The 26,736-nt window shown below is 62.2% G+C and carries 22 protein-coding genes and 2 pseudogenes; 13 read left to right on the forward strand and 11 right to left on the reverse strand.

Annotated features, from left to right (window positions below):
- The first annotated feature begins 72 nt into the window (after nt 1-72).
- From L9B60_RS21805 to L9B60_RS21815, 3 genes and pseudogenes are all read left to right on the forward strand, one after another.
- Nucleotides 73-781: pseudogene (locus tag L9B60_RS21805) on the forward strand (TetR/AcrR family transcriptional regulator).
- 171 nt (nt 782-952) lie between these two features.
- Nucleotides 953-1,963, forward strand: a complete 1,011-nt coding sequence (gene nagZ, locus L9B60_RS21810) for a beta-N-acetylhexosaminidase (protein WP_249673046.1) — start codon at nt 953-955, stop codon at nt 1,961-1,963.
- A 9-nt stretch (nt 1,964-1,972) separates the two neighbouring features.
- On the forward strand, nt 1,973-2,710 hold the full coding sequence (locus tag L9B60_RS21815) for an S-methyl-5'-thioinosine phosphorylase (RefSeq protein WP_249673047.1): 738 nt from the start codon (nt 1,973-1,975) through the stop codon (nt 2,708-2,710).
- A gap of 72 nt (nt 2,711-2,782) precedes the next feature.
- Here the strand turns inward: L9B60_RS21815 and L9B60_RS21820 are convergent.
- Nucleotides 2,783-5,099, reverse strand: a pseudogene (locus L9B60_RS21820) (DEAD/DEAH box helicase).
- 52 nt (nt 5,100-5,151) lie between these two features.
- Nucleotides 5,152-8,601 carry a transcription-repair coupling factor gene (gene mfd, locus L9B60_RS21825; protein WP_249673048.1) on the reverse strand — a complete coding sequence of 1,150 codons (3,450 nt, stop codon included), beginning with the start codon at nt 8,599-8,601 and terminating at the stop codon, nt 5,152-5,154.
- Nucleotides 8,602-8,790: 189 nt separating this feature from the next.
- On the opposite strand from mfd, the gene L9B60_RS21830 reads away from it, so the two are divergent.
- Entirely contained in the window at nt 8,791-10,254 is a 1,464-nt protein-coding gene (locus L9B60_RS21830) for a glyceraldehyde-3-phosphate dehydrogenase (RefSeq protein WP_249673049.1), read from the forward strand.
- 119 nt (nt 10,255-10,373) lie between these two features.
- Here L9B60_RS21830 and L9B60_RS21835 read toward each other — a convergent pair whose 3' ends face one another.
- Both L9B60_RS21835 and L9B60_RS21840 read right to left on the reverse strand, forming a co-directional pair.
- The gene (locus L9B60_RS21835; RefSeq protein WP_249673051.1) at nt 10,374-11,663 is read right to left on the reverse strand and encodes an MFS transporter; all 1,290 of its coding nucleotides are present in this window, start codon (nt 11,661-11,663) and stop codon (nt 10,374-10,376) included.
- Nucleotides 11,664-11,848: 185 nt separating this feature from the next.
- The gene (locus L9B60_RS21840) at nt 11,849-12,406 is read right to left on the reverse strand and encodes a chalcone isomerase family protein (protein WP_249673052.1); all 558 of its coding nucleotides are present in this window, start codon (nt 12,404-12,406) and stop codon (nt 11,849-11,851) included.
- Between the two features lie 212 nt (nt 12,407-12,618).
- Here L9B60_RS21840 and sthA point away from each other — a divergent pair, with 212 nt between their 5' ends.
- A complete protein-coding gene (gene sthA / locus L9B60_RS21845) occupies nt 12,619-14,013 on the forward strand; it encodes a Si-specific NAD(P)(+) transhydrogenase (protein WP_249673053.1) in 1,395 nt (464 codons plus the stop codon).
- Between the two features lie 42 nt (nt 14,014-14,055).
- Here sthA and L9B60_RS21850 read toward each other — a convergent pair whose 3' ends face one another.
- Both L9B60_RS21850 and L9B60_RS21855 read right to left on the reverse strand, forming a co-directional pair.
- Entirely contained in the window at nt 14,056-14,778 is a 723-nt protein-coding gene (locus L9B60_RS21850) for a glycerophosphodiester phosphodiesterase (protein ID WP_249673054.1), read from the reverse strand.
- 81 nt (nt 14,779-14,859) lie between these two features.
- A complete protein-coding gene (locus tag L9B60_RS21855; RefSeq protein ID WP_249673056.1) occupies nt 14,860-15,435 on the reverse strand; it encodes a PilZ domain-containing protein in 576 nt (191 codons plus the stop codon).
- 94 nt (nt 15,436-15,529) lie between these two features.
- On the opposite strand from L9B60_RS21855, the gene L9B60_RS21860 reads away from it, so the two are divergent.
- The 3 genes from L9B60_RS21860 (at nt 15,530) to L9B60_RS21870 (ending at nt 18,785) form a co-directional block, all read left to right on the forward strand.
- Nucleotides 15,530-16,780 (forward strand): lipoprotein-releasing ABC transporter permease subunit, encoded by a 1,251-nt coding sequence (locus tag L9B60_RS21860; protein ID WP_249673058.1) that lies wholly within the window; start codon nt 15,530-15,532, stop codon nt 16,778-16,780.
- Nucleotides 16,781-16,787: 7 nt separating this feature from the next.
- Nucleotides 16,788-17,471: a lipoprotein-releasing ABC transporter ATP-binding protein LolD gene (gene lolD / locus L9B60_RS21865; RefSeq protein WP_249673060.1), complete on the forward strand. Its 684-nt coding sequence runs from the start codon at nt 16,788-16,790 to the stop codon at nt 17,469-17,471.
- 69 nt (nt 17,472-17,540) lie between these two features.
- On the forward strand, nt 17,541-18,785 hold the full coding sequence (locus L9B60_RS21870; RefSeq protein ID WP_249673062.1) for a lipoprotein-releasing ABC transporter permease subunit: 1,245 nt from the start codon (nt 17,541-17,543) through the stop codon (nt 18,783-18,785).
- 33 nt (nt 18,786-18,818) lie between these two features.
- Here L9B60_RS21870 and L9B60_RS21875 read toward each other — a convergent pair whose 3' ends face one another.
- Both L9B60_RS21875 and L9B60_RS21880 read right to left on the reverse strand, forming a co-directional pair.
- Nucleotides 18,819-20,189, reverse strand: coding sequence for a heavy metal sensor histidine kinase (locus L9B60_RS21875; RefSeq protein ID WP_249673064.1), 1,371 nt, complete (start codon nt 20,187-20,189; stop codon nt 18,819-18,821).
- Nucleotides 20,186-20,866, reverse strand: a complete 681-nt coding sequence (locus L9B60_RS21880) for a heavy metal response regulator transcription factor (RefSeq protein ID WP_249673066.1) — start codon at nt 20,864-20,866, stop codon at nt 20,186-20,188. Before L9B60_RS21880 ends, L9B60_RS21875 begins: the two co-directional genes overlap by 4 nt.
- Nucleotides 20,867-21,028: 162 nt before the next feature.
- On the opposite strand from L9B60_RS21880, the gene L9B60_RS21885 reads away from it, so the two are divergent.
- Both L9B60_RS21885 and queF read left to right on the forward strand, forming a co-directional pair.
- Entirely contained in the window at nt 21,029-21,496 is a 468-nt protein-coding gene (locus L9B60_RS21885; RefSeq protein WP_249673067.1) for a cupredoxin domain-containing protein, read from the forward strand.
- Between the two features lie 68 nt (nt 21,497-21,564).
- Entirely contained in the window at nt 21,565-22,395 is an 831-nt protein-coding gene (gene queF, locus L9B60_RS21890; protein WP_249673068.1) for an NADPH-dependent 7-cyano-7-deazaguanine reductase QueF, read from the forward strand.
- 109 nt (nt 22,396-22,504) lie between these two features.
- On the opposite strand, the gene L9B60_RS21895 is transcribed toward queF, so the two are convergent.
- Together L9B60_RS21895 and pcrP are read right to left on the reverse strand one after the other, a co-directional pair.
- Nucleotides 22,505-22,768, reverse strand: coding sequence for a DUF4404 family protein (locus L9B60_RS21895; RefSeq protein ID WP_249673069.1), 264 nt, complete (start codon nt 22,766-22,768; stop codon nt 22,505-22,507).
- A 123-nt stretch (nt 22,769-22,891) separates the two neighbouring features.
- Nucleotides 22,892-23,491 carry an HAD superfamily inactivated hydrolase PcrP gene (gene pcrP, locus L9B60_RS21900; RefSeq protein ID WP_249673070.1) on the reverse strand — a complete coding sequence of 200 codons (600 nt, stop codon included), beginning with the start codon at nt 23,489-23,491 and terminating at the stop codon, nt 22,892-22,894.
- Nucleotides 23,492-23,695: 204 nt separating this feature from the next.
- On the opposite strand from pcrP, the gene L9B60_RS21905 reads away from it, so the two are divergent.
- Nucleotides 23,696-24,382 (forward strand): MlaA family lipoprotein, encoded by a 687-nt coding sequence (locus L9B60_RS21905; RefSeq protein ID WP_249673071.1) that lies wholly within the window; start codon nt 23,696-23,698, stop codon nt 24,380-24,382.
- Nucleotides 24,383-24,429: 47 nt separating this feature from the next.
- On the opposite strand, the gene L9B60_RS21910 is transcribed toward L9B60_RS21905, so the two are convergent.
- Nucleotides 24,430-24,735, reverse strand: a complete 306-nt coding sequence (locus tag L9B60_RS21910) for a PilZ domain-containing protein (protein WP_249673072.1) — start codon at nt 24,733-24,735, stop codon at nt 24,430-24,432.
- A 271-nt stretch (nt 24,736-25,006) separates the two neighbouring features.
- Here L9B60_RS21910 and rssB point away from each other — a divergent pair, with 271 nt between their 5' ends.
- On the forward strand, nt 25,007-26,191 hold the full coding sequence (rssB, locus tag L9B60_RS21915) for a two-component system response regulator RssB (RefSeq protein WP_249673073.1): 1,185 nt from the start codon (nt 25,007-25,009) through the stop codon (nt 26,189-26,191).
- Nucleotides 26,188-26,670: an anti-sigma factor antagonist RssC gene (gene rssC, locus L9B60_RS21920; RefSeq protein WP_249673074.1), complete on the forward strand. Its 483-nt coding sequence runs from the start codon at nt 26,188-26,190 to the stop codon at nt 26,668-26,670. The genes rssB and rssC overlap by 4 nt, the downstream gene beginning before the upstream one ends.
- Nucleotides 26,671-26,736 lie beyond the last annotated feature (66 nt).

Here is a 26,736-nt window from a genome sequence, read left to right on the forward strand (position 1 = left end):
GGCCGTTCAGGCTTGACAAAAGGCCACCATGAAACGTATGTTTCAAACAAGTGTTTGTCAGGCGGAGTAGCCATGGCCCAGTCGGAAACCGTTGAACGCATTCTGGATGCTGCAGAACAGCTGTTCGCGGAAAAAGGTTTTGCCGAAACCTCATTGCGGCTGATTACCAGCAAGGCCGGGGTTAACCTGGCGGCAGTGAATTACCATTTCGGCTCCAAGAAAGCGCTGATCCAGGCGGTGTTCTCGCGCTTCCTCGGGCCGTTTTGCCTGAGCCTGGACAAAGAGCTGGAACGCCGCCAGGCCAAGCCGGAAAACAAGGCCAGCCTGGAAGAGCTGCTGGAGATCCTGGTCGAGCAAGCCATGGTGGTGCAGCCACGCAGCGGCAACGACCTGTCCATCTTCATGCGCTTGCTGGGCCTGGCCTTCAGTCAGAGCCAGGGCCACCTGCGGCGTTACCTGGAGGACATGTACGGCAAGGTATTCCGCCGCTACATGGTGCTGGTCAACGAAGCCCGCGCCACGCATCCCGCCGATCGAGTTGTTCTGGCGCGTGCATTTCATGCTCGGTGCCGCGGCGTTCAGCATGTCCGGCATCAAGGCGTTGCGCGCCATTGCCGAGACTGATTTTGGCGTCGACACCTCGATCGAGCAGGTGATGCGCCTGATGGTGCCGTTCCTGGCCGCGGGCATGCGCGCCGACAGCGGCGTCACCGACTCGGCCATGGCCGCCGCGCAGTTGCGCCCGCGTACCAAGTCGGCGCCGGCGCTGGCCAAGGCCTGAAACAATTGACGGTGGGCGCGGCGCGCGGCTTGGGCTAAGCTACGCGCCCATGCCTACCCCCAATTTGCCGCGTTCCCCCTGCACTGATCCTGCCCCGCCATTGAGCGGCACTCGCTTGGCCCTGCGCCAAGTGGGCCGGAGCGCGCGCACCCGCGAATCAAGGATTGCCCCATGAGTTCCAGCCTTCAAGGCTCGTTGATGGTCGATATCGCCGGTACCTGGCTGACCGCCGAGGACCGTCACCTGCTGCGCCAGCCGGAAGTGGCTGGCCTGATCATTTTTGCCCGCAACATCGAGAGCCCGCGCCAGGTGCGCGAACTGACCGCCTCGATCCGTGCAGTGCGCCCGGACCTGATCCTGGCCGTTGACCAGGAAGGCGGGCGGGTGCAGCGACTGCGCCAAGGGTTCGTGCGCCTGCCGGCGATGCGCGCCCTGGCCGACAACCCGAATGCAGAATATTTGGCCGAGCAATGTGGCTGGGTGATGGCCACCGAAGTGCTCGCGGTGGGCCTGGACCTGAGCTTCGCCCCGGTGCTGGAACTGGATCACCAGCGCAGCGCCGTGGTGGGCAGCCGGGCCTTCGAGGGTGATCCCGAGCGTGTCACGGCACTGGCGGGCGCCTTTATCCGCGGCATGAACGCCGCCGGCATGGCCGCTTGCGGCAAGCACTTCCCTGGCCATGGCTGGGCTGAAGCGGACTCCCACGTGGCCATTCCCACCGATGAGCGCAGCCTTGAACAGATTCGTGCCCTGGACCTGGTGCCCTTTGCGCGCTTGAGCGGGCAACTGGCCGCGGTGATGCCGGCCCATGTCATCTACCCGCAAATCGACAGCCAGCCGGCCGGGTTTTCCCGGCGTTGGCTGCAGGATATCCTGCGCGGCGAATTGAAGTTCGACGGCGTTATTTTCAGTGATGACTTGTCCATGGCCGGTGCACACGTGGTGGGCGATGCCGCCAGTCGTATCGAGGCCGCGCTGTCGGCCGGTTGCGACATGGGCCTGGTGTGCAACGATCGCGCCGCGGCCGAGCTTGCCCTAAGCGCCGCGCAGCGCTTGCAGGTCAAGCCCTCGCCACGCATCGCGCGCATGCGCGGGCAGGCCTACAGCAACGTCGAATACCGTCAGGACCCACGCTGGCTCAGCGCCTTGGGTGCCTTGCGCGAAGCCCAGCTGATTGATTGAGGTGTTCTAATGACGGTTTACGCGATTATCGGCGGCACCGGGCTGACCCAGCTCGAAGGCTTGAGCATTCGTCAGGCACTGCCCATGAACACGCCCTACGGGGCGACTTCGGCAGACATCCTGCAGGGCGAGTTTGCCGGGCGTGAGGTGCTCTTTTTGGCCCGTCACGGCCACCCACACCGGGTGCCACCGCATCGGGTGAACTACCGGGCCAACCTGTGGGCGCTGAAGCAGGCCGGCGCCACTTCGATTCTGGCGGTGAATGCGGTCGGTGGCATCCACTCGGCCATGGGTACCGGGCATTTTTGCGTGCCGCACCAGCTGATCGACTACACCAGTGGGCGCGATCACACCTTTTTCGCCGACGACCTGGAGCATGTCACCCACATTGATTTCAGCTACCCCTACACCGAAAGCCTGCGCGGGCAACTGATTGCCGCGCTGGTGGCCGAGGGTGTTGCCCATAGCGGCGAAGGCGTTTACGCCTGCACCCAGGGGCCGCGGCTGGAGACGGCGGCCGAAATCGTGCGCCTGGAGCGTGATGGTTGCGACATCGTCGGCATGACCGGCATGCCCGAGGCGGCCTTGGCGCGCGAGCTGGAGTTGGATTACGCCTGCCTGGCGCTGGTGGTGAACCCGGCGGCGGGCAAGGCAACGGCGGTGATTACCATGGTCGAGATCGAGGCGGCGTTGCATCAGGGGATGGGCAAAGTGAAGGCGACGTTGGCCAGGGTTTTAGCCGGCTGATTTCGTGGTGTCCGGTTCGCGGATAAATCCGCGCCTACAGAGACTTGTAAGAGCGAATTTATCTGCGAACCACTATTTTCGTCTGCGCCCCGGCAGCGGCGCAAACAGCGCCTCGATGTCCTCGTTCGCCAGCTTCCAATCCCCCGCCTCGCGCCCCTCGAGAATACCCGCTGCCAAGGCTGACTTCTCCAACTGCAAGTGCTGGATCTTCTCCTCGACCGTGCCCCGGGTAATCAGCTTGTAGACGAACACCGGCTTCTCTTGCCCGATGCGGTAGGCTCGGTCCGTGGCTTGGTGCTCGGCGGCTGGGTTCCACCAGGGGTCGTAGTGGATCACGGTGTCGGCCGCCGTCAGGTTCAAGCCCACGCCGCCAGCCTTCAGGCTGATCAGAAAGATCTGCACTTTGCCCTTCTGAAAGTCCTGCACGGGTATCCGCCGATTTTTCGTCGCCCCGGTCAGCAAGGCGTATTCCACGCCGCGTTGCGCAAGCTCGGCCTCGATCAGGCTGAGCATCGAGGTGAACTGGGAAAACAACAGGATGCGCCGGCCTTCCAGCAATAGCTCCTCGACCATCTCCATCAGGCTACTGAGCTTGCCCGAGCTGCTGCCGCGGGCGGGCGGGGCGATGCTGTTGACCAGGCGCAGGTCGCAACACACCTGGCGCAGCTTGAGCAGGGCTTCCAGGATGATGATCTGGCTGCGGGCCACGCCCTTGCTGTTGATTTCGGCCCGCACTTTCTGGTCCATGGCCAGGCGCACGGTTTCGTACACGTCGCGCTGGGCGTCATTGAGCTCTACCCAGTGGACGATTTCGGTCTTGGCCGGCAGCTCGGTGGCCACCTGTTCCTTGGTGCGGCGCAGCAGGAACGGTTTGATTCGGGCATTGAGGTGGTGCAGGCGCTCTTCACTGCCATGACGTTCGATGGGCACGCGGTAGTCCCGGTTGAACGCCTTGGCATCGCCCAGCCACCCCGGCAGCAGGAAGTGAAACAGCGACCAAAGCTCCCCAAGGTGGTTTTCCAGGGGTGTGCCACTCAGGCACAGCCGTTGCCGCGCGTTGAGTTGGCGCGCAGCCTGGGCCGCCTTGCTGTTGGGGGTCTTGATGTACTGGGCTTCGTCCAGGATCAACACGTGCAGCGGCAGCTTGGCGAGTTTTTCCAGGTCCTTGGGCAGTAGCGCGTAAGTGGTCAGCAGCAGGTCGTATTCAGCCAGGCTGTCGAAATGCTTTTTGCGGCCCGGGCCATGCAGGGCCACCACGCGCAGGGTAGGCGCGAAGCGTGCGGCTTCGTCCTGCCAGTTAGGGATCAAGCTGGTGGGCATCACCACCATGGCCGGGCGGTCCAGGCGCCCGGCGTTTTTTTCGCTGAGCAGGTGCGCCAGGGTTTGCAGGGTTTTGCCCAGGCCCATGTCGTCGGCCAGGATGCCGCCCACGTCCAGTTCGCGCAGCGCCTGCATCCAGCTCAGGCCTTCGACTTGATAGGGGCGCAAGGTGGCCTTGAGGTCGGCCGGGATCTCGGCCGGCTGGGTGCGAATGTCGCGCAGGCGTTCGGCGAAATTGCGCAGCCGCTCGCCACCTTCCCACACCATCGGCAGGTCTTGCAGGGCGTTGAGCCGGGTTGCATCGGGGGTGGGCAGGCGCAGTGTGGTTTCGCCCGGCTCGCGCAGGTAGAAGTCGCCCAGGGTGGCCAGCACCGGCTTGAGCCGGCCGTAGGGTAGGGCCACCTGCAGGATGCGCGGCCGGTGCGGCTGGTTGCTGTGGATCGGAACCAGGATTTGTTCGTCATCGCGCCGGCGCGCCAGTTGCGCCGGGTTGAGCAGTTCGGGGTGGCTGCGCAGCAGGTTGAGCAAGATGGGCAGCAGGCTCAGGCGCTCGCCGTTGACCACGATGCCCAACTCCAGGTCGAACCAGTCGCGCTCCGGGGCTTCGTCAATCACCGCGTACCAGTCGTCCACCGGCGTCAGGTCGAAGGCAAAGTCTTCCGAGTATTCCACTTCCCAGCCCTGTTCGCGCAGCCCGGGCAGGTCATTGATGATAAAACGCAGCCAGGCGCCATCGCTGGGCAGTTCGAAGATGTCGCCGGCGCTTTCCGGCAGGGCTTTGCTCTGGCGCGTGGCGATCTTGAAACCAAAGGTTTGCAGGGTGTCGCGAAAGGTCTTTTCGGTGATCGGCTGGCGCTGAATGCGCAAGGTCTGGTCGTGCTCGTGCTTGAGGATGTTGCCATGGCGCGCGCCGGACACGTATTCGCCGGCGTAGCCGAACGCCAGCGCGGCGCGGTGCTGGATATGGCGTTGCATGCGCCCATTTGCGCGGTTCAAACGCACTGAACTCAATGCTGCCCAGCCACAGGCGTGGCCGTGGCTGGAGGTCGTCGATCAATTGCTCGTGCATATTAGAGTGAGCACGCCTTGCGCCGAGGGTCGGGGTTCATGGCTAATCCTTATCAGGCGGTTTTCGGGGCCAGGCGTTCCAGCAAGGCTTCCAGGGTGTTGAAGCGCTCTTCGGGGCGCTCCATCGGCACCATGAACTTGAACAGCGTTGCACCTTCGAACTTGTAACGCTTGGGCTGGCTTTGAATCAACTTGATCAGCGTCAGCGGATCGACCGGCGTGTCGGCGGCAAATTCCAGGCGACCGCCTTGCGGGCCGGCGTCGATCTTTTTGATGCCGAGCTTTTCAGCCTGCAATTTCAACAGCGTCAGGCGGATCAGGTTTTTGCTTGGCTCGGGCAGCAAGCCGAAGCGGTCGATCATTTCCACCTGCAGGTCTTTCAAGCCGTCTTCGTCCACCGCCGAGGCAATGCGCTTGTACAGGATCAGCCGCGCGTGCACGTCGGGCAAGTAGTCTTCCGGGATCAATGCTGGCAAGCGCAGGTTGACCTCCGGGCCGCCGCCCAGGGGCTGGTCCAGGTTGGGTTGTTCGCCCTTGCGAATGGCCTTGACCGCGCGCTCGAGCATTTCCATGTACAGGGTAAAACCGACCGCCTGGATCTGCCCGCTCTGGCCGTCGCCGAGCAACTCGCCGGCGCCGCGGATTTCCAGGTCATTGGTGGCCAGCACGAAACCTGCGCCCAAATCCTGGGTGTTGGCGATGGCTTCCAGGCGCTTCTCGGCGTCCGGGGTGATTTGCTGGCGCGGCGGCGTCAGCAGGTAGGCATAGGCCTGGTGGTGGCTACGCCCCACGCGGCCGCGCAATTGGTGCAACTGGGCCAGGCCGAACTTGTCGGCACGTTCGATGATGATGGTGTTGGCACTGGGCACGTCGATGCCGGTCTCGATAATGGTCGAGGCAATCAGCACGTTGAAGCGCTTGTGATAGAAGTCGCTCATCACCTGTTCCAGATCGCGCTCGCGCATCTGCCCGTGGCCGATGCCGATGCGCGCTTCCGGTACCAGTTCGGCGAGGTCGGCGGCGCACTTCTCGATGGTCTTGACGTCGTTGTGCAGGTAGTACACCTGGCCGCCACGCAGCAACTCACGTAGCAACGCCTCCTTGATGGTGCTCTTGTTCTGCTCCATCACGAAGGTGCGTACCGACAGCCGGCGGGCGGGCGGTGTGGCGATGATCGACAGGTCGCGCATGCCCGACACGGCCATGTTCAGCGTGCGCGGGATGGGCGTTGCGGTCAGCGTGAGGATGTCGACTTCACTGCGCAAGGCCTTGAGCTGTTCCTTCTGGCGCACGCCAAAACGGTGTTCTTCGTCGATGATCACCAGGCCTAGGTTCTTGATCTTGACGTCGTCCTGCAGCAGCTTGTGGGTGCCGATGACGATGTCGATCTTGCCTTCGGCAAGGTCGTCGACCGCCGCGCTGATTTCCTTGGCAGACTTGAAGCGGCTCATCACCTCGACGGTGACGGGCCAGTCGGCGAAACGGTCGCGAAAACTGTTGTAGTGCTGCTGGGCGAGCAGCGTGGTGGGCACCAGGATGGCCACCTGGCGGCCGCCATGCACGGCGATGAACGCGGCGCGCATGGCCACCTCGGTCTTGCCGAAGCCCACGTCGCCACACACCAGGCGGTCCATGGGCTTGGGCGCGAGCATGTCATCGCGCACCGCTTCGATGGCCGACTGTTGGTCGGGGGTTTCTTCGAACGGGAAGCCGGCACTGAAGGTGGCGTAGTCCACGGTCGGGTCGGCAAAGGCGTAGCCTTCGCGGGCGGCGCGGCGGGCGTAGATGTCGAGCAGCTCGGCGGCCACGTCGCGCACCTGTTCGGCGGCCTTGCGCTTGGCTTTCTGCCAGGTTTCCGAACCCAGCCGGTGCAGCGGCGCCAGGGCGTCATCGCTGCCGGTGTAGCGGGCGATCAGGTGCAGGTTGGCCACCGGCACGTAGAGCTTGGCGTTCTCGGCGTATTCCAGGGTGAGGAACTCGGCCACCTGGTTGTCGATTTCCAAGGTGGCCAGGCCCAGGTAGCGGCCCACGCCGTGGTCGATGTGCACCACCGGCGCACCTTCGCGCAGCTCGGTGAGGTTCTTGATGACCGCATCGTTGTTGCCATCGCTGCGTTTGTCGCGGCGCCGGCGTTGCATCACGCGTTGGCCAAACAATGGGCTTTCGGCGACCAGCGCCAGGGCCGGATCGTTCAGCAGCAGGCCTTCATCCAGCGGGGCGATGGTGATCGCCAAACGCTCCTTGCCCGCGGCGAAGTCGGCCCAGCTGTCCACCGTCTTGGGTTTGAGCTTGAGCCGGTCGAGCAGTTCCAGCAGCACTTCGCGCCGGCCCGCCGACTCGGCGGTGAACAGCACGCGGCCTGGGAACTGGTCGAGGAAGCCCGACAGCGCGGCCAGCGGCTGGTTGGCCTTGGCTTCGATGGCCAGGTTGGGCAGCGGCTGGGCCGGGAAACGATCACGGCCTGCGCCGGTTTCGATATCGGCTTGGCTGGCGACCACCCGTGGCCAGCGCTTGAGCTGGGCGAAGCAGTCTTCCACCGGCATGAACAGCTCGGCCGGCGGCAGCAGTGGCCGGGAAGGGTCGACGCGGCGCTCTTCGTAGCGGTTGCGCACGTCGCTCCAGAAGTTTTCGGCGGCTTGCTCCACGCCCGGCAGCGAGAACACCTGGGTGTCTTGGGGCAGGTAATCGAACAGGGTCGAGGTGCTGTCGAAGAACAGCGGCAGGTAGTACTCGATACCGGCCGGGGTGATCCCGCTGCTCAGGTCCTGGAAGATCGGGCAGCGGCGGAAGTCCACGTCGAAACGCTCGCGAAAGCGCGCCTTGAAGCGCGTCACGGCATCTTTTTGCAGCGGGAACTCGCGGGCCGGCAGCAGGCGGATCGACTCGACCTTGTCGATAGAGCGCTGGTTTTCCGGATCGAAGGTGCGCAGGGTCTCGATTTCATCGTCGAACAGGTCGATGCGATAGGGCAGTTTGCTGCCCATCGGGAACAGGTCGATCAGCGCGCCGCGCACGGTGAACTCGCCATGCTCGTACACGGTGTCCACGTAACGGTAGCCGCTGGCCTCCAGGCGCCCGCGCATCTGCTCAACGTCCAGCTTCTGGCCGACGTCCAGCACCAGGCTGCTGCCCAGCAGGAACTGGGTGGGCGCCAGCCTATGTAGGGCCGTGGTGATAGGCACTACCAAAATGCCGTGATCGAGCTCCGGCAGGCGGTACAGGGCGGAAATACGCTGGGAAATAATGTCCTGGTGCGGCGAAAACAGGTCGTACGGCAGGGTTTCCCAGTCAGGAAAATGCAATACGGGCAGTTGCGGCGCAAAAAAACGCAGCTCCTGTTCCAGCCGGTCGGCGCTTTGGCTGTCGGCGGTCAGTAGCAAGGTGAAGCGCTTCGCGGCGCTGGCGGCCTCGGCAATGGCCAGGCTCAGCGCAGCGCCCGGCAGGTTGCCCCAGGTGGATTTGCCTGCACTTGCAGGGAGTAGCGGTAGACGCAGAACTGGCACGGGAGGTTGAGCTCCAAGCGTTGCGACAAAGATCAACGATTGTACCGGGCGCAGGTGGTGGCTGTCAGTTTCGCACGCGCAATTCGAAACCTTGTGCCGTCAATCCGGTCTGTTAACGGGTGTCGACAGGCGCGCATTGCTCCAAATGGCGCGTGAAGTCATAATGTAGCCCCTTTTTTCTGTCCCTACATGTGGAAGGTTCCCGTGACTCAGAAGCCCGACCAGTGTCTCGGTGAGTGGATTGATCGTGAAGCACTTGCTGAAGCGATGATTCCTCTTATCGGTCAGCTCTACCGCAATAATAACGTGGTGAGCTCGATCTACGGCCGCAGCCTGATTAACCGTTCCGTCATCCAGATCCTCAAGGCCCACCGCTTTGCTCGTCATCGCCAGGCCGACGAACTCGAATTGTCTGTCCACGAGACATTCCCTTTGCTCAAGGCCATGAGCGAACTCAAGCTGGGTGCCGCTTCGGTGGACCTCGGCAAGCTGGCCGTCAAATTCAAGGAGGCCGGCAATGGCCGTACTCCTGAGCAATTCGTACGCGAAGAAATGGCCGACGTGGTTGGCCAGCAGAACGTCGCCGCACGCAAAGGCACCGACGTCGTGCTCTACGGTTTTGGTCGCATCGGCCGCCTGTTGGCGCGCATCCTGATCGAAAAAACCGGTGGCGGCGACGGCCTGCGCCTGCGCGCCATCGTCGTGCGCAAAGGCGCCGACAATGACTTGGTCAAGCGTGCCAGCCTGCTGCGCCGCGACTCGGTGCACGGCCCGTTCGATGGCACCATCACCATCGACGAAGAAAACAGCACCATCAGCGCCAACGGCAACCTGATCCAGGTGATCTACGCCAAAAACCCATCGGAAGTGGACTACACCCAGTACGGCATCAACAATGCCCTGCTGGTGGACAACACCGGTGTGTGGCGTGATGCCGACGGCCTGGGCCAGCACCTGGCCTGCCCGGGTATCGACCGCGTTGTCCTGACCGCACCGGGCAAGGGCAAGCTGAAGAACATCGTTCACGGCATCAACCATGGCGAAATCACCGCCGACGACAAGATCGTTTCTGCGGCCTCCTGCACCACCAACGCCATCGTGCCGGTACTCAAGGCGGTCAACGACAAGTTCGGCATCGTCAACGGTCACGTCGAAACGGTTCACTCGTACACCAACGACCAGAACCTGATCGACAACTTCCACAAGGGTTCGCGCCGTGGCCGAAGCGCCGCGCTGAATATGGTGATCACCGAGACCGGCGCCGCCACCGCTGCTGCCAAGGCCTTGCCTGAGCTGGCCGGCAAGCTGACCGGTAACGCGATCCGTGTGCCGACGCCAAACGTGTCGATGGCCATCCTCAACCTGAACCTTGAGAAGCCGGCCACTCGTGAAGAAATGAACGAGTACCTGCGCCACATGGCGCTGCATTCGGACCTGCACAAGCAGATCGACTACGTCAGCAGCCAGGAAGTGGTGTCCACCGACTTCGTGGGCTCGCGTCACGCCGGTGTGGTCGACGCCGAAGCCACCATCTGCAATGACAACCGCGTTGTGCTGTACGTATGGTACGACAACGAATTCGGTTACAGCTGCCAGGTAGTGCGCGTGATGGAAGACATGGCCGGGGTCAACCCGCCTGCGTTCCCACGCTAAGCGACAGCGCAATGAAAAACGCCCCGGCCTAGGCCGGGGCGTTTTTGTTTGGGGATTGAGGCGCCTGTTTCGCGGCTAAATCCGCCCCGTCAGGCGCGGATTGAGCCGCGAAAGGGCCCTCAAGCCCGCGCCGCCTCTGCGGTGCGCAACTCATGCTTGTTGCCACGAAACAATACCAGGGTGGCAACCAGGCCCAGAACGGCTGCGCCGCTTAGCCAGATGCCCGGTGCGGCCTTGTTGTCCAGCACATGGATCAAGTAGGTGCACGCAACCGGCGTAAAGCCGCCGAAGGTTGCGGTGGCCAGGCTGTAGGCCAGGGAGAAGCCGGTCGTGCGCACTTCAACCGGCATGATTTCGGTCAGGGCCACCACCATCGCGCCGTTGTAGGAGCCATACAGGAACGACAGCCACAGTTCGACGATCAGCAAGCGCTCGAAACTCGGCGCTTGCACCATCCAATTCAGTGCCGGGTACGCGGTGAGGATCGCCAGAATGGTCGCGCCCAACAGCAGGGGCTTGCGGCCGATCTTGTCCGACACCGTGCCCATTACGGGCAGCCAGATGAAGTTGGAAATACCGATCAGCACGGTCACCAGCAACGCGTCGAAATCCGACAGGTGCAGTTCGGTCTTGCCGAAGGTCGGGGTGTAGGCGGTGATCAGGTAGAACGACACGGTGGTCATGACCACCAGCGCCATGCCAGCCAGCACCAGGCCGAAATTGGCGCCGATCGAGCGGATGATTTCCTGCAGGGTAGGGCGATGTTTGCGCGCCTGGAACTCGGGCGTCTCTTCCAGCGAGCGACGGATCATGAAGATCGCCGGGACGATGGCGCAACCAACCAGGAATGGCACGCGCCAGCCCCAGTTGCTCATGTCTTCGGGGGTCAGGAAGTGGTTCAGGCCCACGCCCAGCAAGCCTGCGAACACCACGGCGGCCTGTTGGCTCGCCGACTGCCAGCTGACGAAGAAGCCTTTGCGGCCCGGGGTCGAGATTTCGGCCAGGTACACCGAAACGCCGCCCAGTTCCACGCCGGCCGAGAAGCCTTGCAGCAGTCGCCCCAGCAGCACCAGCAGCGGCGCCAGCACGCCCAGGGTCGCGTAGCCCGGTACGCAGGCAATCAGCACGGTGCCCATGGCCATCATCGCCAGGGTCACGATCAGCCCTTGGCGGCGGCCGTGACGGTCGATGTAGGCACCCAGAAAAATCGCACCCAAGGGGCGCATCAGGAAGCCGGCACCAAAGGTGGCCAGCGACAGCATCAGGGAGGCGAAAGCGCTGTCGGTGGGGAAAAATGCCTTGGCAATGGCCGTGGCGTAAAAGCCGTAGACCATGAAGTCGAACATTTCGAGGAAGTTGCCACTGACAACGCGAAAGATCGCCTTGCCTTTGCCTGAATTAGAGGCCATGGGGGTGCACTCACTTTTTACTGTTATGGGTAGATCCTTGGCCAGAAGCGTGTTGCGTTCCTGATAAGGCGCCCGTTCTGTGCAGGACGGATTTTGTAACAATATGTGTAAGTGTAGACCGGGGCAACAGAAAAGAGGTGTTGACTGGATCGTTTCAGCCTTGTCACTTATCGCAGCAGCTCCCTTTACGGTTGCAGCAGGGCGGTGCGCAGGCTGTCCGACAGGCCGTTTGGGGCCAGCCAGATGCCCAGGTACGCACGGGCCAGGTCCGGGTTGTCGCTGTGGAAGAACGCCTGGCCATTGCGCTCCAGGGTCAATTGGCCGGGGCGCCGGTAGACCAGGGCATAGCGGTCGCCTTGGCGGATGTTCTGGAAACCTTCGTGCAGGCGGTCAAGCTCGGCCTGCAGCTTGGCCAGGCGGGCGGGGTCGAGTTGGCGCTTGATGGTGACGGTGGCCGCCTTGATCACATCGTTGCGGTCGATGTCGCGAAAGTAGTAAAGCTCCAGGCGCAGGTCGCGCTTGTCGTTGAAGGCCTGGGCCGGGCTGATGGCCGCTTCCGTGAACACCGCGGCTGCGTACACGTCCACCCACAGGTAGTTGAGCAATGCTTCGCTTTTGCGCTGCAGGGCAGGGCTGTTGTCGCTCCACTGCGCGGCGAAGTTGGCCTCCTTGAGTTTATCGGCGGGGCTTGCCTGTACCAGCGTGCAGCACAACAGCAAAAGCAGGGCAGGCAACTGACGCATAATGGACGACTCGGCAGGGTAGTGACCTGAGTTTAAGAGCAAATCCTGGTTGACGCGGGCATGCAGACAAAAATAGCCTTCGACGCGACCAAGGGTTAATGTTCGCGGCACCAAAGCTTCTATAGACTGCACCCCGAGTTTTTGATGCCGTCAGCGGCATATTGCGCCAGAGGTGCCAGAGTGGTGTCTCGGCCTGTTCTGAAGGAGTACGCATGGCTGTCTACAACTACGACGTAGTGGTGTTGGGTTCCGGCCCCGCAGGAGAAGGGGCGGCAATGAACGCCGCCAAAGCAGGGCGCAAGGTGGCCATGGTCGACAGCCGTCGCCAGGTTGGCGGTAACTGCACCCACCTTGGCACCATCCCGTCCAAGGCCCTGCGTCACTCGGTGCGCCAGATCATGCAGTTCAACACCAACCCGATGTTCCGGGCCATTGGTGAGCCGCGCTGGTTCTCGTTCCCGGACGTGCTTAAAAGCGCCGAGAAAGTCATCTCCAAGCAGGTCGCTTCCCGTACCGGCTTCTACGCGCGTAACCGCGTCGATCTGTTCTTTGGCACCGGCAGCTTCGCCGACGAGCAAACCATCGAAGTGGTCTGCGCCAACGGCGTGGTCGAAAAGCTGGTGGCCAAGCACATCATCATTGCCACCGGCTCGCGCCCGTATCGCCCGGCGGACATTGATTTCCACCACCCGCGTATCTACGATAGCGACACCATCCTCAGCCTGGGCCACACCCCGCGCAAACTGATCGTCTACGGCGCCGGCGTGATCGGCTGTGAATACGCCTCGATCTTCAGCGGCCTGGGGGTTCTGGTAGAGCTGGTGGACAACCGCGACCAGTTGCTGAGCTTCCTGGACTCGGAAATTTCCCAGGCGTTGAGCTACCACTTCAGCAACAACAACATCACCGTGCGCCATAACGAAGACTACGAGCGAGTCGAGGGCCTGGACAACGGCGTGATCCTGCACCTTAAGTCCGGCAAGAAGATCAAGGCCGATGCCTTGCTCTGGTGCAACGGCCGTACCGGCAACACCGACCGGCTGGGCCTGGAAAACATCGGGGTCAAGGTCAACAGCCGTGGCCAGATCGAAGTGGACGAGAACTACAGCACCTGTGTGCCGAACGTCTACGGTGCCGGCGACGTGATCGGTTGGCCGAGCCTGGCCAGCGCCGCCCACGACCAGGGCCGCTCGGCCGCTGGCAGCATCGTCGACAATGGCAGCTGGCGCTACGTGAATGACGTGCCGACCGGGATCTACACCATTCCCGAAATCAGCTCCATCGGCAAGAACGAGCACGAACTGACCAAGGCCAAGGTGCCTTACGAAGTGGGCAAGGCGTTCTTCAAGAGCATGGCGCGCGCGCAGATCGCCGGCGAGCCCCAAGGCATGCTGAAGATCCTGTTCCACCGCGAAACCCTTGAGGTGCTGGGCGTGCATTGCTTCGGCTACCAGGCTTCGGAGATCGTGCACATCGGCCAGGCCATCATGAACCAGCCCGGCGAGCTCAATACCCTGAAGTACTTCGTCAACACCACCTTCAACTACCCGACCATGGCTGAAGCCTACCGGGTAGCGGCCTACGACGGCCTCAACCGGCTTTTTTGAGCGGCTCCGGCCGGTGGCCTGAGCCGGCCGGGGAGACCGATTTCAGAGATTCCCGAGGGTGGCGGTGGCCAAACCGGGAAAGTCTGTAATCAGGCTGTCGACGCCGAAGTCGGCGAGCCTGCGCATTAGCGCGGGCTCGTTGACTGTCCACACGGACACATGCAAACCCTGGCGCTGGGCCTTGATCAGGCGCTCAGGGGTGCACAGCGTCCAGTTCAATGCAAGCAGGTTGCAGCCGTAGTTCTGGGCGACCTTCAGCGGGTCAAGCCAGGCGTACTCCGCCACCAGGCCGCGGGCGATGTCCGGGGTCAATTCGGCCGCTGCACGCAACACTTCCCGTGAGCTTGAGGTGATGCTCACCTTGTCCAGCAGCCCGTATTCCTGAGCCAATTCGCGAATCGCCAGCACTGTGGTGGCGGCGCGCATGCGCGAGGCACTCTTGACCTCCAGTTGCCAATGCTCGAAGTCACAGGCCTTGAACAGGTCTTCCAGCGTGGGGATGGGGCAGGGCTTGACCCAGCCCGGGCCGCCTTTGCGCGCGTCATAGGTCACGAGTTGCGCAGCGGTGTGCTCCACGACCTTGCCGCGCCGATCGGTGGTGCGTTTGAGCGTGGGGTCGTGGATCACCATCAATTGGTTGTCCTGCGACAGGTGCAGGTCCAGTTCGCAACGGCGCACGCCGTGCTTGAGGCATTCCTGGAAACTGGTCAGGGTGTTTTCCGGTGCTTCGCCCTTGGCGCCGCGGTGGCCGTAGATTAGGGTCACGTCTGTTCCTTCAAAAAGTGGAAAATTGCGAGCTTCAAGCTTCAAGCGAGCGGCTCATGGCTTGAAGCTTGGAGCTTGGAGTCAGGCATCCTGTTCCCGGGCCAGGCGGCGTTCCTGAGCCTGTTTTTGCAGAATGTAGCGTGCCAGCAACTGACGTTGGGCATCGCTGATGGCCTCGAATTCGGTGCCGATCTCAAACTGCCCGTCGGGTTTTTCGTCGCAGTGGGTCACCTTGGCCCGCAGCAGCAAGCCGAGCGCCTGTGGCATCAGGGCCATTTTGACCGACAGCAGTGTGCCCGGGGTGTACGCGGTGGGGGAGGTGTACTCAAGGCCGCCTTCGGAAATCACCACCGGTTGCGGCGTGCCGATCTGGCCGAGGATGGTTTGCGCCACCACTTGGCTCAGCAGGTCGATGCGCTTGTTCTGCGCCTTCAGAAAGTTGCCCAGGGTGCGGTCGCCGTCAGCCAGGCTGCGCAGCAAATGCTGGGATTCGAACTCGCTCAGATGCAATTCGCTGAGCAGATTGAACAGTGGCGACGCATCCTGCAACAAATCCGTGCCAGACACATCCGCACTTGCAAGAGGGCTAATTTCCAGTGCGATCCGGTCCTCGATACGGTAGTATTCGCGGCGATCTTCTTCATCTAATGTCGACATGGCGAACCCATGGTAGCGGCGGTGGTCTGAGTGTAAAGCTGCTCGTCAAGCCCCGCCACAAGGACGTTCCTCTTTCACTCGAACAAGCCCCGACATGTTCAGACCCCTCTTCGTATTTATCGGCGCGCGTTATACCCGCGCCAAGCGTCGCAATCATTTTGTGTCATTCATTTCCCTGACCTCGATGATCGGCCTCGCCCTTGGCGTTGTCGTGATGATCGTGGTGCTCTCGGTCATGAACGGCTTCGATCATGAGATGCGCACGCGCGTGCTCGGCATGGTGCCCCACGCGACCATCGAATCCACCCAGCCGATCAACGACTGGCAAGCCTTGGCTACCAAAGTAAAGCAGAATCCACAGGTGGTGGCGGTTGCGCCGTACACCCAGATGCAGGGTTTGCTGACCAACGATGGCAAAGTCCAGAAGGTGTTGCTCAACGGTGTCGATCCGGCGCTGGAAGGCAACGTCTCGATCATCGACAACTTTGTCCAGAAGGGCAGCCTGGCTGACCTGAAATCGGGCGAGTTCGGCATCATGATCGGCGACAAGGCGGCCACCAAGCTGGGCGTTGGCGTGGGCGACAAGCTCACCTTCGTTGCCCCCGAGGTGACCGTCACTCCGGCCGGGATGTTCCCGCGCATGAAGCGCTTCACCGTGACCGGCATCTTCCATGTCGGCGCCGGCGAGATCGACGGCTACCTGGGTATCACCAATATCCAGGACCTGGCGCGCCTGCATCGCTGGCAGCCGGAGCAGGTGCAGGGCATTCGCCTGAAGTTCGAAGACCTGTTCCAGGCCCCCCGCATTGCCTGGCAACTGGCCCAGCAGTTGGGCGAAAATGACTACTACGCCCGCGACTGGACGCGTACCCACGGCAACCTGTACCAGGCCATCGGCATGGAAAAATCCATGATCGGCCTGCTGCTGTTGCTGATCGTGGCCGTGGCGGCGTTCAACATCATTTCCACCCTGGTGATGGTGGTCAACGACAAGCGCGGCGACATCGCCATCCTCCGTACCCTGGGCTCGACGCCTGGGCAGATCATGGCCATCTTCATGGTGCAGGGCACGGTGATCGGCGTGGTCGGCACCTTCATTGGCGCCGTGGTCGGGATCCTGGCCGCCCTCAACGTCAGCGCCGCGATCGCGTTGCTGGAGAAGTTGATCGGGCACAAGTTCCTCAATTCGGACGTCTATTTCATCGACTACCTGCCTTCGCAACTGATGGCCAATGACGTGATCATGGTCTGCGGCGCAGCACTGGTCCTGAGTTTCCTTGCGACCCTGTACCCCGCTTGGCGTGCCGCGCGCACCCAGCCGGCAGAGGCGCTACGTTATGAGTGAGTCGGGTATGAGCGAAAAAGCAGTCTTGAGTTGCCGCAACCTGGGCAAAGCCTACGAGGAAGGCCCGGAATCGGTGGTGGTGCTGGACAACCTGCAGTTGGAGCTGTTCGCCGGCGAACGCGTGGCCATCGTCGGCCAGTCGGGCTCGGGCAAAAGCACCCTGTTGAACATGCTCGGTGGCCTCGACACCCCAAGCAGCGGCAGCGTGTGGCTGGCCGGTGAAGAGCTGTCGGCGCTGAACGAGAAGGCCCGCGGGCTGTTGCGCAACCGCGCGCTGGGCTTCGTGTACCAGTTCCACCACCTGTTGCCGGAATTCACGGCGCTGGAAAACGTGTGCATGCCGCTGCTGATCGGCAAGACGGCCATCCCCGAGGCGCGCCAGCGTGCGACGGCCCTGCTGGAACGCGTGGGCCTGGGCCATCGCCTGGCGCACAAGCCATCGGAGCTGTCCGGTGGTGAGCGCCAGCGCGTGGCCATCGCCCGCGCCCTGGTCAATACCCCCGGCTTGGTCATGCTCGACGAGCCTACCGGCAACCTCGACCAGCACACTGCCCAGGGCATCCAGGACCTGATGCTAGAGCTGAGTACCTCGCTGCGCACGGCGTTTTTGGTAGTGACCCACGACTTGAACCTGGCCCGGCAGATGGACCGCGTACTGCGCCTGGAAGAGGGCCGCCTGGTCCCGATCTGATCCGTCCGGTACGGCGCCCCTGGTCAAGCGGGGCGCCGGTTCAACAGTCTTTTGCACGGTGCTTCGCGAATGTTCAGACCCATATCCATTTTTATCGGCGCGCGCTACACCCGTGCCAAGCGCCGCAACCATTTCATCTCGTTCATCTCCATGACCTCGATGATCGGCCTCGCCCTGGGCGTGCTGGCGATGATCGTGGTGCTGTCGGTGATGAACGGTTTCCAGAAAGAAATGAGCAACCGCGTGCTCGGCATGGTGCCCCACGCCTTCATCCAGGGCGTGAAGCCGGTGGATGACTGGAAGCCCCTGGCCGCCGCCGCCATGAAAAACCCCGAGGTGCTGGCCGCCGTGCCCTTCACTGAAATGGACGGCATGCTTTCCTACAAGGGCTTGATGCAGCCAATCCAGATCAGCGGCGTGGACCCGGCCCAGGAAGGCAAGGTGTCGATCGTGGCCGACCACATCGTCCAGGGCAAGCTGGCAGACCTCAAGCCCGGCGAGTTCGGCGTGGTGCTGGGTGAGATCACGGCGCGGCGTTTTCGCTTGAACGTGGGCGACAAGATCACCCTGATCGTCCCGGAGCTGAGCAGTGCCCCAGGCGGCATCACCCCGCGCATGCAGCGCCTGAACGTGGTCGGCGTGTTCAAGGTCGGGGCGGAACTGGATGGCACCATGGGCCTGATCCACATGGCCGATGCCGCCGAAATGCAGCGCTGGCAGCCTAACCAGGTGCAGGGCGTGCGGCTCAAGCTCAAAGACCTGTACACCGCGCCGGCAGTATCCAAGGCCATCGCCGATGGCCTGGGCGATCAGTACAAGGCCGATGACTGGACCCACACCCAAGGCAGCTTGTTCAGCGCCATGAAAATGGAAAAAACCATGATCGGCCTGTTGCTGCTGATGATCGTGGCCGTGGCCGCGTTCAACATCATCGCCACCCTGATCATGGTGGTGAACGACAAGGGGGCCGACATTGCCATCCTGCGCACCATCGGTGCCACGCCGCGGCAGATCATGGGCATCTTCATGGTCCAGGGCACGGTGATCGGTGTGGTCGGTACCTTGATCGGCGGGGTGCTGGGGATTCTCGGCGCGCTGAACGTCAGCGCCATCGTCGGCTGGGTGGAGCGGGTGACCGGGCAGCATATCTTCACGTCGGATGTGTACTTCATCAGCAATTTGCCGTCGGATCTGCAGGCGGGGGACGTGGTGATGATTTGCAGCGCGGGGTTGATCCTAAGCTTCCTGGCGACGATTTACCCGGCGTGGCGAGCGGCGCAGATCGAGCCGGCTTACGCCCTGCGTTACGAATGACCCTTGCACCTGTAAGCGCGGCGCACGCCGCGTTTACAGGCTGGTCGACTCGCGTGGAAGCTCCACGATAAACCGCGTCCAGCCTCCCGAGGATTCACAGCGAATCTGCCCTCCATGGGCCTGCACGATTGACCGTGTAAGCGCCAACCCCAACCCCGCGTGCTCACTGCTGCCCTCGCGGCGCGCCGGGTCTGCGCGGTAGAAGCGATCAAACAGCCGGGGCAGGGTCTGGGGTGCGATACCCTCGCCACTGTTTTGCACCTCGATGCGCACCCCTGCCGCGTCCTCCTCGATCTGGACACACACCTCGCCGCCGCTGGGGGTAAATCGCAGCGCGTTGTCCAGCAGGTTTGACAGCGCGCGACGCAGCATCGTGCGGTCGCCGGCCACGCGGCCCTGGCCGTCGCGGCTGAGCAGCACGTTGGCGTCTTCGGCCACCGGCGTGAAGTAGTCCAGCAAGGCGTCGACTTCATCATCCAGTTGCAAGGGTTCGCGATCGGGCAGCAACAAGCCATGATCGGCTTTGGCCAGGTACAGCATGTCGTTGACCAACTGCGCCATCCATTGCAGCTCTTCAAGGTTGCTGTGCAGCGCCTCGCGGTAGTCTTCCAGTGGGCGCGGGCGGGTCAAGGTGACTTGGGTGTGGGTCAGCAGGTTGGACAGGGGCGTGCGCAGTTCGTGGGCGATGTCGGCAGAGAACGCCGACAAGCGCTGGAAGGCGTCGTCCAGGCGTTCCAGCATGGCGTTGAACGAGGTGGCCAGGTCGGCCAGTTCCGCCGGCATGTTTTCGGCGGGCAGGCGGGTGGTCAGCGAGCGCGCAGAGACGCCACCGGCCACTTCGCTCATCAGCCTTAGCGGCCGCAAGGCGCTGCGGGCCGCCCAGGCACCGAGCAGGGCGGTGGCCAAGGCGCTGAGGCCGACCGTCAGCCAGATCAACTGTTGCATGCGTTGCAAAAAGTGCTGGTGGTGGGTGATGTCCAGCAGCAGGGTCAGTTGCAGCCCTTGGGGTTGGGCTGGGTCCAATGGCACGCTGTAAGTGCGAAAGGCCTGTTGCTCGGTATTGAGTGTTTGCAACTGCGCCGACGCTGGGCTGGCGGGCAGGGTGGGGGCGCTGTCGAACCAGACCTGTTGGTCGGCGGTTTGCACGCGCAGGCGCAAATCGTTCTGGTGGGCCAGTTCTGCTTCAAGGGCCGGCAGGCGGTTGAGCAGGTCGTCCTGTTCGCCGAGCCCAGCCAGGGCCGAGCGCAGGCCCGGTACGCGGCTGTCGAGCAGTTGCTGGTCCAGTTCGATGAAGTGCGCCTGGCTTGCGTGGTTGAACAATACCCCCGCCAGCAGCGAAACCACTGCTGTGCAGGCGGCGAACAGCAGCGCCAGGCGCGTGCTCAGCGACAATCGGCCAGTCAATGGGCACGCTCTTCTAGCACATAGCCCATTCCGCGCACGGTATGGATCAGTTTGTGCTGATGGCCGTCGTCGATTTTCAGCCGCAGGCGGCGGATGGCGACTTCGATTACGTTGGTGTCGCTGTCGAAGTTCATGTCCCACACCTGCGAGGCGATCAGCGACTTGGGCAGCACCTCGCCCTGGCGGCGCAGCAGCATTTCCAGCAAAGCGAACTCCTTGGCGGTCAGGTCGATGCGCTGCTGGTTGCGTTCCACCCGGCGGCGGATCAGGTCCAGGCGCAGGTCGCCAAGGCCCAGGCTGGTTTCCTGCTGTGCGCTGGCGCCGCGGCGCAACAGGCTGCGCACCCGTGCCAGCAGTTCGGAAAACGCGAAGGGCTTGACCAGGTAGTCGTCGGCGCCCAGCTCCAGGCCCTGCACGCGGTCTTCGATGGCATCGCGGGCGGTCAGGAACAGCACCGGCAGGTCCAGGCCGGCGGCGCGCACGGCTTGCAGGATCTGCCAGCCGTCGCGGCCAGGCAGCATCACGTCCAAAATCAACAAATCGAAATCGCCACTCAAGGCCAGGTGCTGGCCGGTGGTGCCGTCGGCCACCCATTGGCTATTGAACCCGGCTTCACTCAGGCCTTGGCGCAGGTATTGGCCTGTCTTGGCCTGGTCTTCGACGATCAGCAGTTTCATGTGGGGCTCGTAGACAGCGTTCACTCAAGGGGGGGGCTTTATACCGTGGGCAAGCCTTGCGCAGGCCAAGCTGACAAAGTTGTAATCTGCGCGACAGTTGGTTGCCAGCGGTGCCGCGCTACAGTGTGGCACAGCCTTGAACGTGCCCACAGGAAGAGCAACATGTCGTTATACAAGTACGCAGCCCTGGCCGCGGCGCTGCTGGCCAGCGTGCCGGCGTTGGCCGATCAGTTCAGCTTTGGCCACCCGGCGCCGGCGGCGGCTGCCACGCGCACGGTGCAAGTGACCCTGGGCGATATGTATTTCGAGCCTAAGGCCTTGGAGGTCAAGGCTGGCGAAACCGTGCGCTTCGTGCTGACCAATAAGGGCCAGTTGGCCCACGAATTCACCTTGGGTGATGCCGCCCTGCAAGCGGCGCATCAAAAAGAGATGCTGGCCATGGACCATTCCAGCATGAGCCACGATGCCATGGCGGGCATGCACGATGACCCCAACAGCGTGAGTATCGGGCCTGGCAAGACCGCCGAGCTGACCTGGGCGTTCACCCAGGCCACCGCGCTGCAGTTTGCCTGCAACGTGCCGGGGCATTACCAGGCGGGCATGGTCGGCACGCTGAAGGTGGACAAGTAGTCGCGCCATTGCCAAAACCGTGGTCAAACCCGATAAACTAGGCGGGTTTATTCAGCCAGGTTTCCGCCATGCACCCCGCAGCCGAACATTCGCCACTGGGCAAGTCCAGCGAATACATCTCCACCTACACGCCGTCCTTGCTGTTCCCGATTCCACGGGCGGCGAAATGGGCCGAACTGGGCCTGAGCGCAGACACCTTGCCGTACCAGGGTGTCGACTTCTGGAACTGCTTCGAGCTGTCCTGGCTGTTGCCCTCGGGCAAGCCGGTGGTGGCCATCGGTGAATTCAGCATTCCGGCCCACTCGCCGAACATCATCGAGTCCAAGTCGTTCAAGTTGTATTTGAATTCGTTGAACCAGACGCCGTTTGCCAGCGTGGACGAGTTGGTCGCCTGCCTGGTCAAGGATTTGTCCGCCGCTGCCGGCAAACCGGTGGGGGTGCGCGTGCGCAGCCTGGCCCAAGTGCAGGCCGAGGGCGTGGCGGCGTTGCCGGGGCTGTGCATAGACGACCTGGACGTGAGCATCAGCGAATACGAGCACCCGCAACCGCAGCTGTTGCGCTGCGATGCTTCGCAGGTGGTGGAGGCAAGCTTGCACAGTCACCTGCTCAAATCCAACTGCCCGGTCACCGGCCAACCGGATTGGGGCAGCCTAGCGGTGGAGTACAAGGGCGCGGCGCTGGACCCTGCCAGCCTGTTGGCGTACCTGGTGAGTTTTCGCCAGCACGCAGACTTTCACGAGCAGTGCGTGGAGCGGATATTCCTAGACCTGCAGCGCTTGCTCAAGCCAGAGAAATTGACCGTTTATGCGCGGTATGTGCGCCGCGGCGGGTTGGACATCAACCCGTACCGCAGCACCGAGGCGTTGAACCTGGCCAACCTGCGCCTGGTTCGCCAGTAACGCCGAGCGCTTGCAGGGGCGGATCGATCCGCGAAAGATTCGCCGTGGTTTGTCAGGCAGACTGCGGCGCAGGTTTCGCGGGTAAATCCGCTCCTACAGATGGATCGAATCAGATCCCCATGCCGCCCAGGGTTTGCACGATATTGCGCAAGGTCCCGGCCAGGCCTGGGTGCTCCACTTCAAAACGTTCCACGGCAAGGTTCACGCCGTCGGCCAAACTTGCATCGTTGGTGGCACTCTCCAGCTGGATCTGAGCCTCGATCTGGTTCATCAGGTCGTGCAGGTTCGCACGCTCATCGTCATTCAACGGCGGGTTCTGCTCCAATTGCTCGCGCAATGTGTTCAGTTGCTCTTGCAGTTCGCGGGCAGGCATAGCGATCTCCCTTCAATGATAGGCACAGCCATTGACCGCGGCAGTCAGCCAAAGGTCCGTGACTGACCTTTAGATTAATCCACTCCCGCGCACTGTGCATGATCTTGATCAAGGCAGTCGGTATCAGGGTTTTTCACCCTTGTGCCGGCGCAGGCTGATGTCCGCCAGGCAGCCGGCCAGTTCTTCCAGGTGGTCGATCACCGAGTGCACGCCCAGGGCGAACAGTTGCAGGGTTGCCTTGCCGCGTTTGAGGTCGCGTTGGGCGGGTGGCAGGGCCAGCCACTCGTTGGCCGACAACCCGCACAGCGGGCCACAGGAGGCCAGCCCCACTGTCCATAGCCCGGCGTTAAGGCCAGCCTGCAATAGGCGCGGGTCACCGCTGACCAGCACGCAGCCGTCCAGGCGCGCCACGTTGAGTTGCATCAGTGCTTGCCAGCAAGCATCCGGGGCAGGCCAGGGCGCACACCGGGTGGTGTCGGCCGGGTGCAGCCAGGCGGGCAACGCGGCGGTCAGCGGTTGGCTGAGGGTGGTGGGCAGCTCATCCAGCCAGGCACAGGGCACCCGCTGCTGGCGCAACAGCTCGAGCACCTCCTTGGCGCCCGGTGTCAGCCCGCAGGCCTGGGTGCCCCCGTCACGGGCACGGGCGCCAAAATCCACCAGGCAGCCGCTGAGGCCGAACAGCAGTGCGGTTGGGGTCGGGGTAGTGGTGCTGGAATCTGGCATGTCGGCGTCCCTGAAATGACGACCTGAGCCTACGAACATTCGATGACACTTGCATGAATCTGCGATGACGGATGCTCGATGTTTACGCTGGCGTAGAACACCGGGTCTCGTCTAAGCTGCCTAATTGCGCGCGGAGGCTTTATACTGGGCCACTTTTGTCGCTGGGCTCGTTGCCCGCCACACGGATTTTCAAGGAGCTAACCTATGCGCGTGTTCGATCGTCTGGCCAAGGCCTGTCTGATTGCCGGCGTGATGTTGTCCCCGCTGGTCGCCCAGGCGGCGGACGAAGACCCGTGGGAAGGGGTCAATCGCGTCATTTTTCGTTTCAACGACACCGTCGATACGTATGCCTTCAAGCCATTGGCCCAAGGCTACCAGTACATCACCCCGCAGTTCGTCGAAGACGGCATCCATAATTTCTTCCGCAACATCGGTGACGTCGGCAACTTTGCCAACGACGTGCTGCAGGCCAAGCCGCGTGCTGCCGGCATCGACGTGACCCGGGTCATCTTCAACACCACCTTCGGCGTGCTCGGCTTTATCGATGTAGGCACCCGCATGGGCCTGCAGCGCAACGACGAAGACTTCGGCCAGACCCTTGGCAAGTGGGGCGTGGGCAGTGGCCCTTACGTGATGCTGCCGCTGCTGGGCCCAAGCACCGTGCGTGACGCGATCGCCAAGTACCCCGACAGCTACACCCAGCCGTACCCCTACATGGACGACATGTCGCTGCGTAACTCGGTGTTCGGCCTGAACATGGTCGACACCCGTGCCAGCCTGCTGTCGGCCGAGAAGCTGATCAACGGTGACAAGTACATCTTCATCCGCAATGCCTACCTGCAGAACCGTGAGTTCAAGGTGAAGGACGGCAAGGTGGTCGACGATTTCTGATACACCGGCATGAAAAAGGCGACCTGCGGGTCGCCTTTTTTTGTGTATCAATTCATGTGCAAAATGCTCAGCCCCAAGCTCTGCACACCGCCGCCCAAGTCCTTGACCCGCACCACCTCGGCGTCGGCATTCAGATCCTTGAGGGCCGGGTGGTCGGAGGGCATGTGCACACTGATCCGTTCACCTGCCTTGAAGGCGCTGCGGGCCTCTACTTCAATCTGCATGCCGGAGCTCGACAGGTCACGGCAGATGGCGTCGAAGGTATGTTCGCCCAGGCGTAGCTTGACGTTGGCATTCACGGTCATACGGATGAAATTGCGTTTTTCGCTGTAGTCCCGATCTGTTTGACTCATGGGATCCATCCTTCTATTCCGTTGCTGTTCAAGGGGTTTTTATAACTCTGAGTGATTTGCGGTGTAAAGACCTCAAGCGACCATCGGCGACTGCTTGAAACGCCCGGCGGATGGGAGTACCGTCTGCGCCTTAAAGGGCACCTCTGTATCCGGCCATGCAGGTTTTATGACCGCTGGCGTTTCAAGAGTGGCTAGAAGTGAATCCAGTAAGTACGCTCAAGGCAACAGTTGAGTCGCTTATGCCAACCAATTTCTGGCGCCGTTTGCCCACATGCAGAAAACCAGTGCCACGCTGCTGATAATCGATGATGACGACGTAGTGCGTGCAAGCCTTGCAGCCTACCTTGAAGACAGCGGCTTCAGCGTCCTCCAAGCCAGTAACGGCTTGCAGGGCCTTCAGGTATTCGAGCAGAAAAAGCCCGATCTCGTGATCTGTGACTTGCGCATGCCGCAGGTCGGCGGGCTCGAGCTCATTCGCCAGGTCACCGAGCGCGCACCGGACTTGCCGGTCATCGTGCTGTCGGGTGCCGGGGTGATGAACGATGCGGTCGAGGCCTTGCGCCTGGGCGCCTCGGACTACCTGATCAAGCCGTTGGAAGACTTGGCCGTGCTGGAGCACTCGGTGCACCGTGCGCTGGATCGCGCGCGCCTGCTGCTGGAAAACCAGCGTTACCGCGACAAGCTCGAAACCGCCAATCGTGAGCTGGAGGCCAGCCTGCATTTGTTGCAGGAGGACCAGAACGCCGGTCGCCAGGTGCAGATGAACATGCTGCCGGAAAGCCCCTGGGTGGTGGACGGTTTCAAGTTTGAACACCAGATCATCCCGTCGCTGTACCTGTCGGGGGATTTCGTCGACTGTTTTCGCGTCGACGAGCGTCGCGTCGCGTTCTACCTGGCCGATGTCTCGGGCCATGGCGCATCGTCGGCGTTCGTCACGGTGCTGCTCAAGTTCATGACCACGCGGTTGATGTTCGAGTCGCGGCGCAGCGGCACGTTGCCCGAATTCAAGCCTTCAGAAGTACTGGGCCATATCAATCGTGGCCTGATCAACTGTAAGCTAGGCAAACACGTCACCATGGTCGGTGGCGTGATCGATGAAGACACAGGATTGCTGACCTACAGCATCGGCGGGCATTTGCCCTTGCCGGTGTTCTATACCCCGGGCCAGGTGCGTTACCTGGAAGGGCGTGGTTTGCCAGTGGGGCTGTTCAACGAAGCCACCTACACCGACCACGTGCTGGAATTGCCAGAGAGCTTCAGCTTGACGCTGTTATCTGATGGCATTCTGGACCTTTTGCCCGGCGAAACACTCAAAGATAAAGAGGCGGCCTTGCCTGAGATAGTCAAGGAAGTCGGCGGCAGCCTGGATGGCCTGCGGCAGAAGTTTGGACTGGCCACGCTAGGGGAGATGCCGGATGATATCGCCTTGTTGGTGCTGAGCAGGAACATTGAATGAGTACCGGTAGAATCCAGTTTGCCGAACAAAGTGGCACATTCGTGCTGAAATTTGTCGGTGAAGTGCGCCTGACCCTGTGTTCGGCGTTGGATGCGACTATTGAAAAAATCTTCACTGCGCTTAATTTTTCGGCGATCGTTATCGATCTGACGGAAACGCGCAGTATCGATAGCACGACGCTTGGCTTGCTGGCCAAGTTGTCCATCTTGTCGCGGCAAAAAGTCGGCCTGTTGCCGACCGTCGTCACGACCCATGAAGACATCACCCGGCTGCTGCAGTCGATGGGTTTCGACCAGGTGTTCAACATCGTCGGGCGGCCGATCCCGTGCCCGGAATGCTTGACCGACCTGCCGTCCCAGGACCAGTCCGAGGAAGTGGTGAGAGCCAAGGTGCTGGAAGCGCACAAGATCCTCATGGGCTTGAACGATTCCAACCGCGAAGCCTTCCACGACCTGGTCAACGCCCTGGAGCGTAGCTGACCTACGCCGTTGGCCCGGGCATGAAAAAGGCGACCCCAGGGTCGCCTTTTTGCATTTCAGCCTGCT

The sequence above is a fragment of the Pseudomonas abieticivorans genome (assembly GCF_023509015.1).
Lineage (GTDB): Bacteria > Pseudomonadota > Gammaproteobacteria > Pseudomonadales > Pseudomonadaceae > Aquipseudomonas > Aquipseudomonas abieticivorans.

Excerpts from the sequence above, each read along its gene's own strand:
- nagZ (WP_249673046.1), top strand. The coding sequence starts at position 953 with ATGAGTTCCAGCCTTCAAGGCTCGTTGATGGTCGATATCGCCGGTACC.
- L9B60_RS21815 (WP_249673047.1), top strand. The coding sequence starts at position 1,973 with ATGACGGTTTACGCGATTATCGGCGGCACCGGGCTGACCCAGCTCGAA.
- L9B60_RS21830 (WP_249673049.1), top strand. The coding sequence starts at position 8,791 with ATGTGGAAGGTTCCCGTGACTCAGAAGCCCGACCAGTGTCTCGGTGAG.
- L9B60_RS21835 (WP_249673051.1), bottom strand. The coding sequence starts at position 11,663 with ATGGCCTCTAATTCAGGCAAAGGCAAGGCGATCTTTCGCGTTGTCAGT.
- L9B60_RS21840 (WP_249673052.1), bottom strand. The coding sequence starts at position 12,406 with ATGCGTCAGTTGCCTGCCCTGCTTTTGCTGTTGTGCTGCACGCTGGTA.
- sthA (WP_249673053.1), top strand. The coding sequence starts at position 12,619 with ATGGCTGTCTACAACTACGACGTAGTGGTGTTGGGTTCCGGCCCCGCA.
- L9B60_RS21855 (WP_249673056.1), bottom strand. The coding sequence starts at position 15,435 with ATGTCGACATTAGATGAAGAAGATCGCCGCGAATACTACCGTATCGAG.
- L9B60_RS21860 (WP_249673058.1), top strand. The coding sequence starts at position 15,530 with ATGTTCAGACCCCTCTTCGTATTTATCGGCGCGCGTTATACCCGCGCC.
- lolD (WP_249673060.1), top strand. The coding sequence starts at position 16,788 with ATGAGCGAAAAAGCAGTCTTGAGTTGCCGCAACCTGGGCAAAGCCTAC.
- L9B60_RS21870 (WP_249673062.1), top strand. The coding sequence starts at position 17,541 with ATGTTCAGACCCATATCCATTTTTATCGGCGCGCGCTACACCCGTGCC.
- L9B60_RS21880 (WP_249673066.1), bottom strand. The coding sequence starts at position 20,866 with ATGAAACTGCTGATCGTCGAAGACCAGGCCAAGACAGGCCAATACCTG.
- L9B60_RS21885 (WP_249673067.1), top strand. The coding sequence starts at position 21,029 with ATGTCGTTATACAAGTACGCAGCCCTGGCCGCGGCGCTGCTGGCCAGC.
- queF (WP_249673068.1), top strand. The coding sequence starts at position 21,565 with ATGCACCCCGCAGCCGAACATTCGCCACTGGGCAAGTCCAGCGAATAC.
- L9B60_RS21895 (WP_249673069.1), bottom strand. The coding sequence starts at position 22,768 with ATGCCTGCCCGCGAACTGCAAGAGCAACTGAACACATTGCGCGAGCAA.
- pcrP (WP_249673070.1), bottom strand. The coding sequence starts at position 23,491 with ATGCCAGATTCCAGCACCACTACCCCGACCCCAACCGCACTGCTGTTC.
- L9B60_RS21905 (WP_249673071.1), top strand. The coding sequence starts at position 23,696 with ATGCGCGTGTTCGATCGTCTGGCCAAGGCCTGTCTGATTGCCGGCGTG.
- L9B60_RS21910 (WP_249673072.1), bottom strand. The coding sequence starts at position 24,735 with ATGAGTCAAACAGATCGGGACTACAGCGAAAAACGCAATTTCATCCGT.
- rssB (WP_249673073.1), top strand. The coding sequence starts at position 25,007 with ATGCAGAAAACCAGTGCCACGCTGCTGATAATCGATGATGACGACGTA.
- rssC (WP_249673074.1), top strand. The coding sequence starts at position 26,188 with ATGAGTACCGGTAGAATCCAGTTTGCCGAACAAAGTGGCACATTCGTG.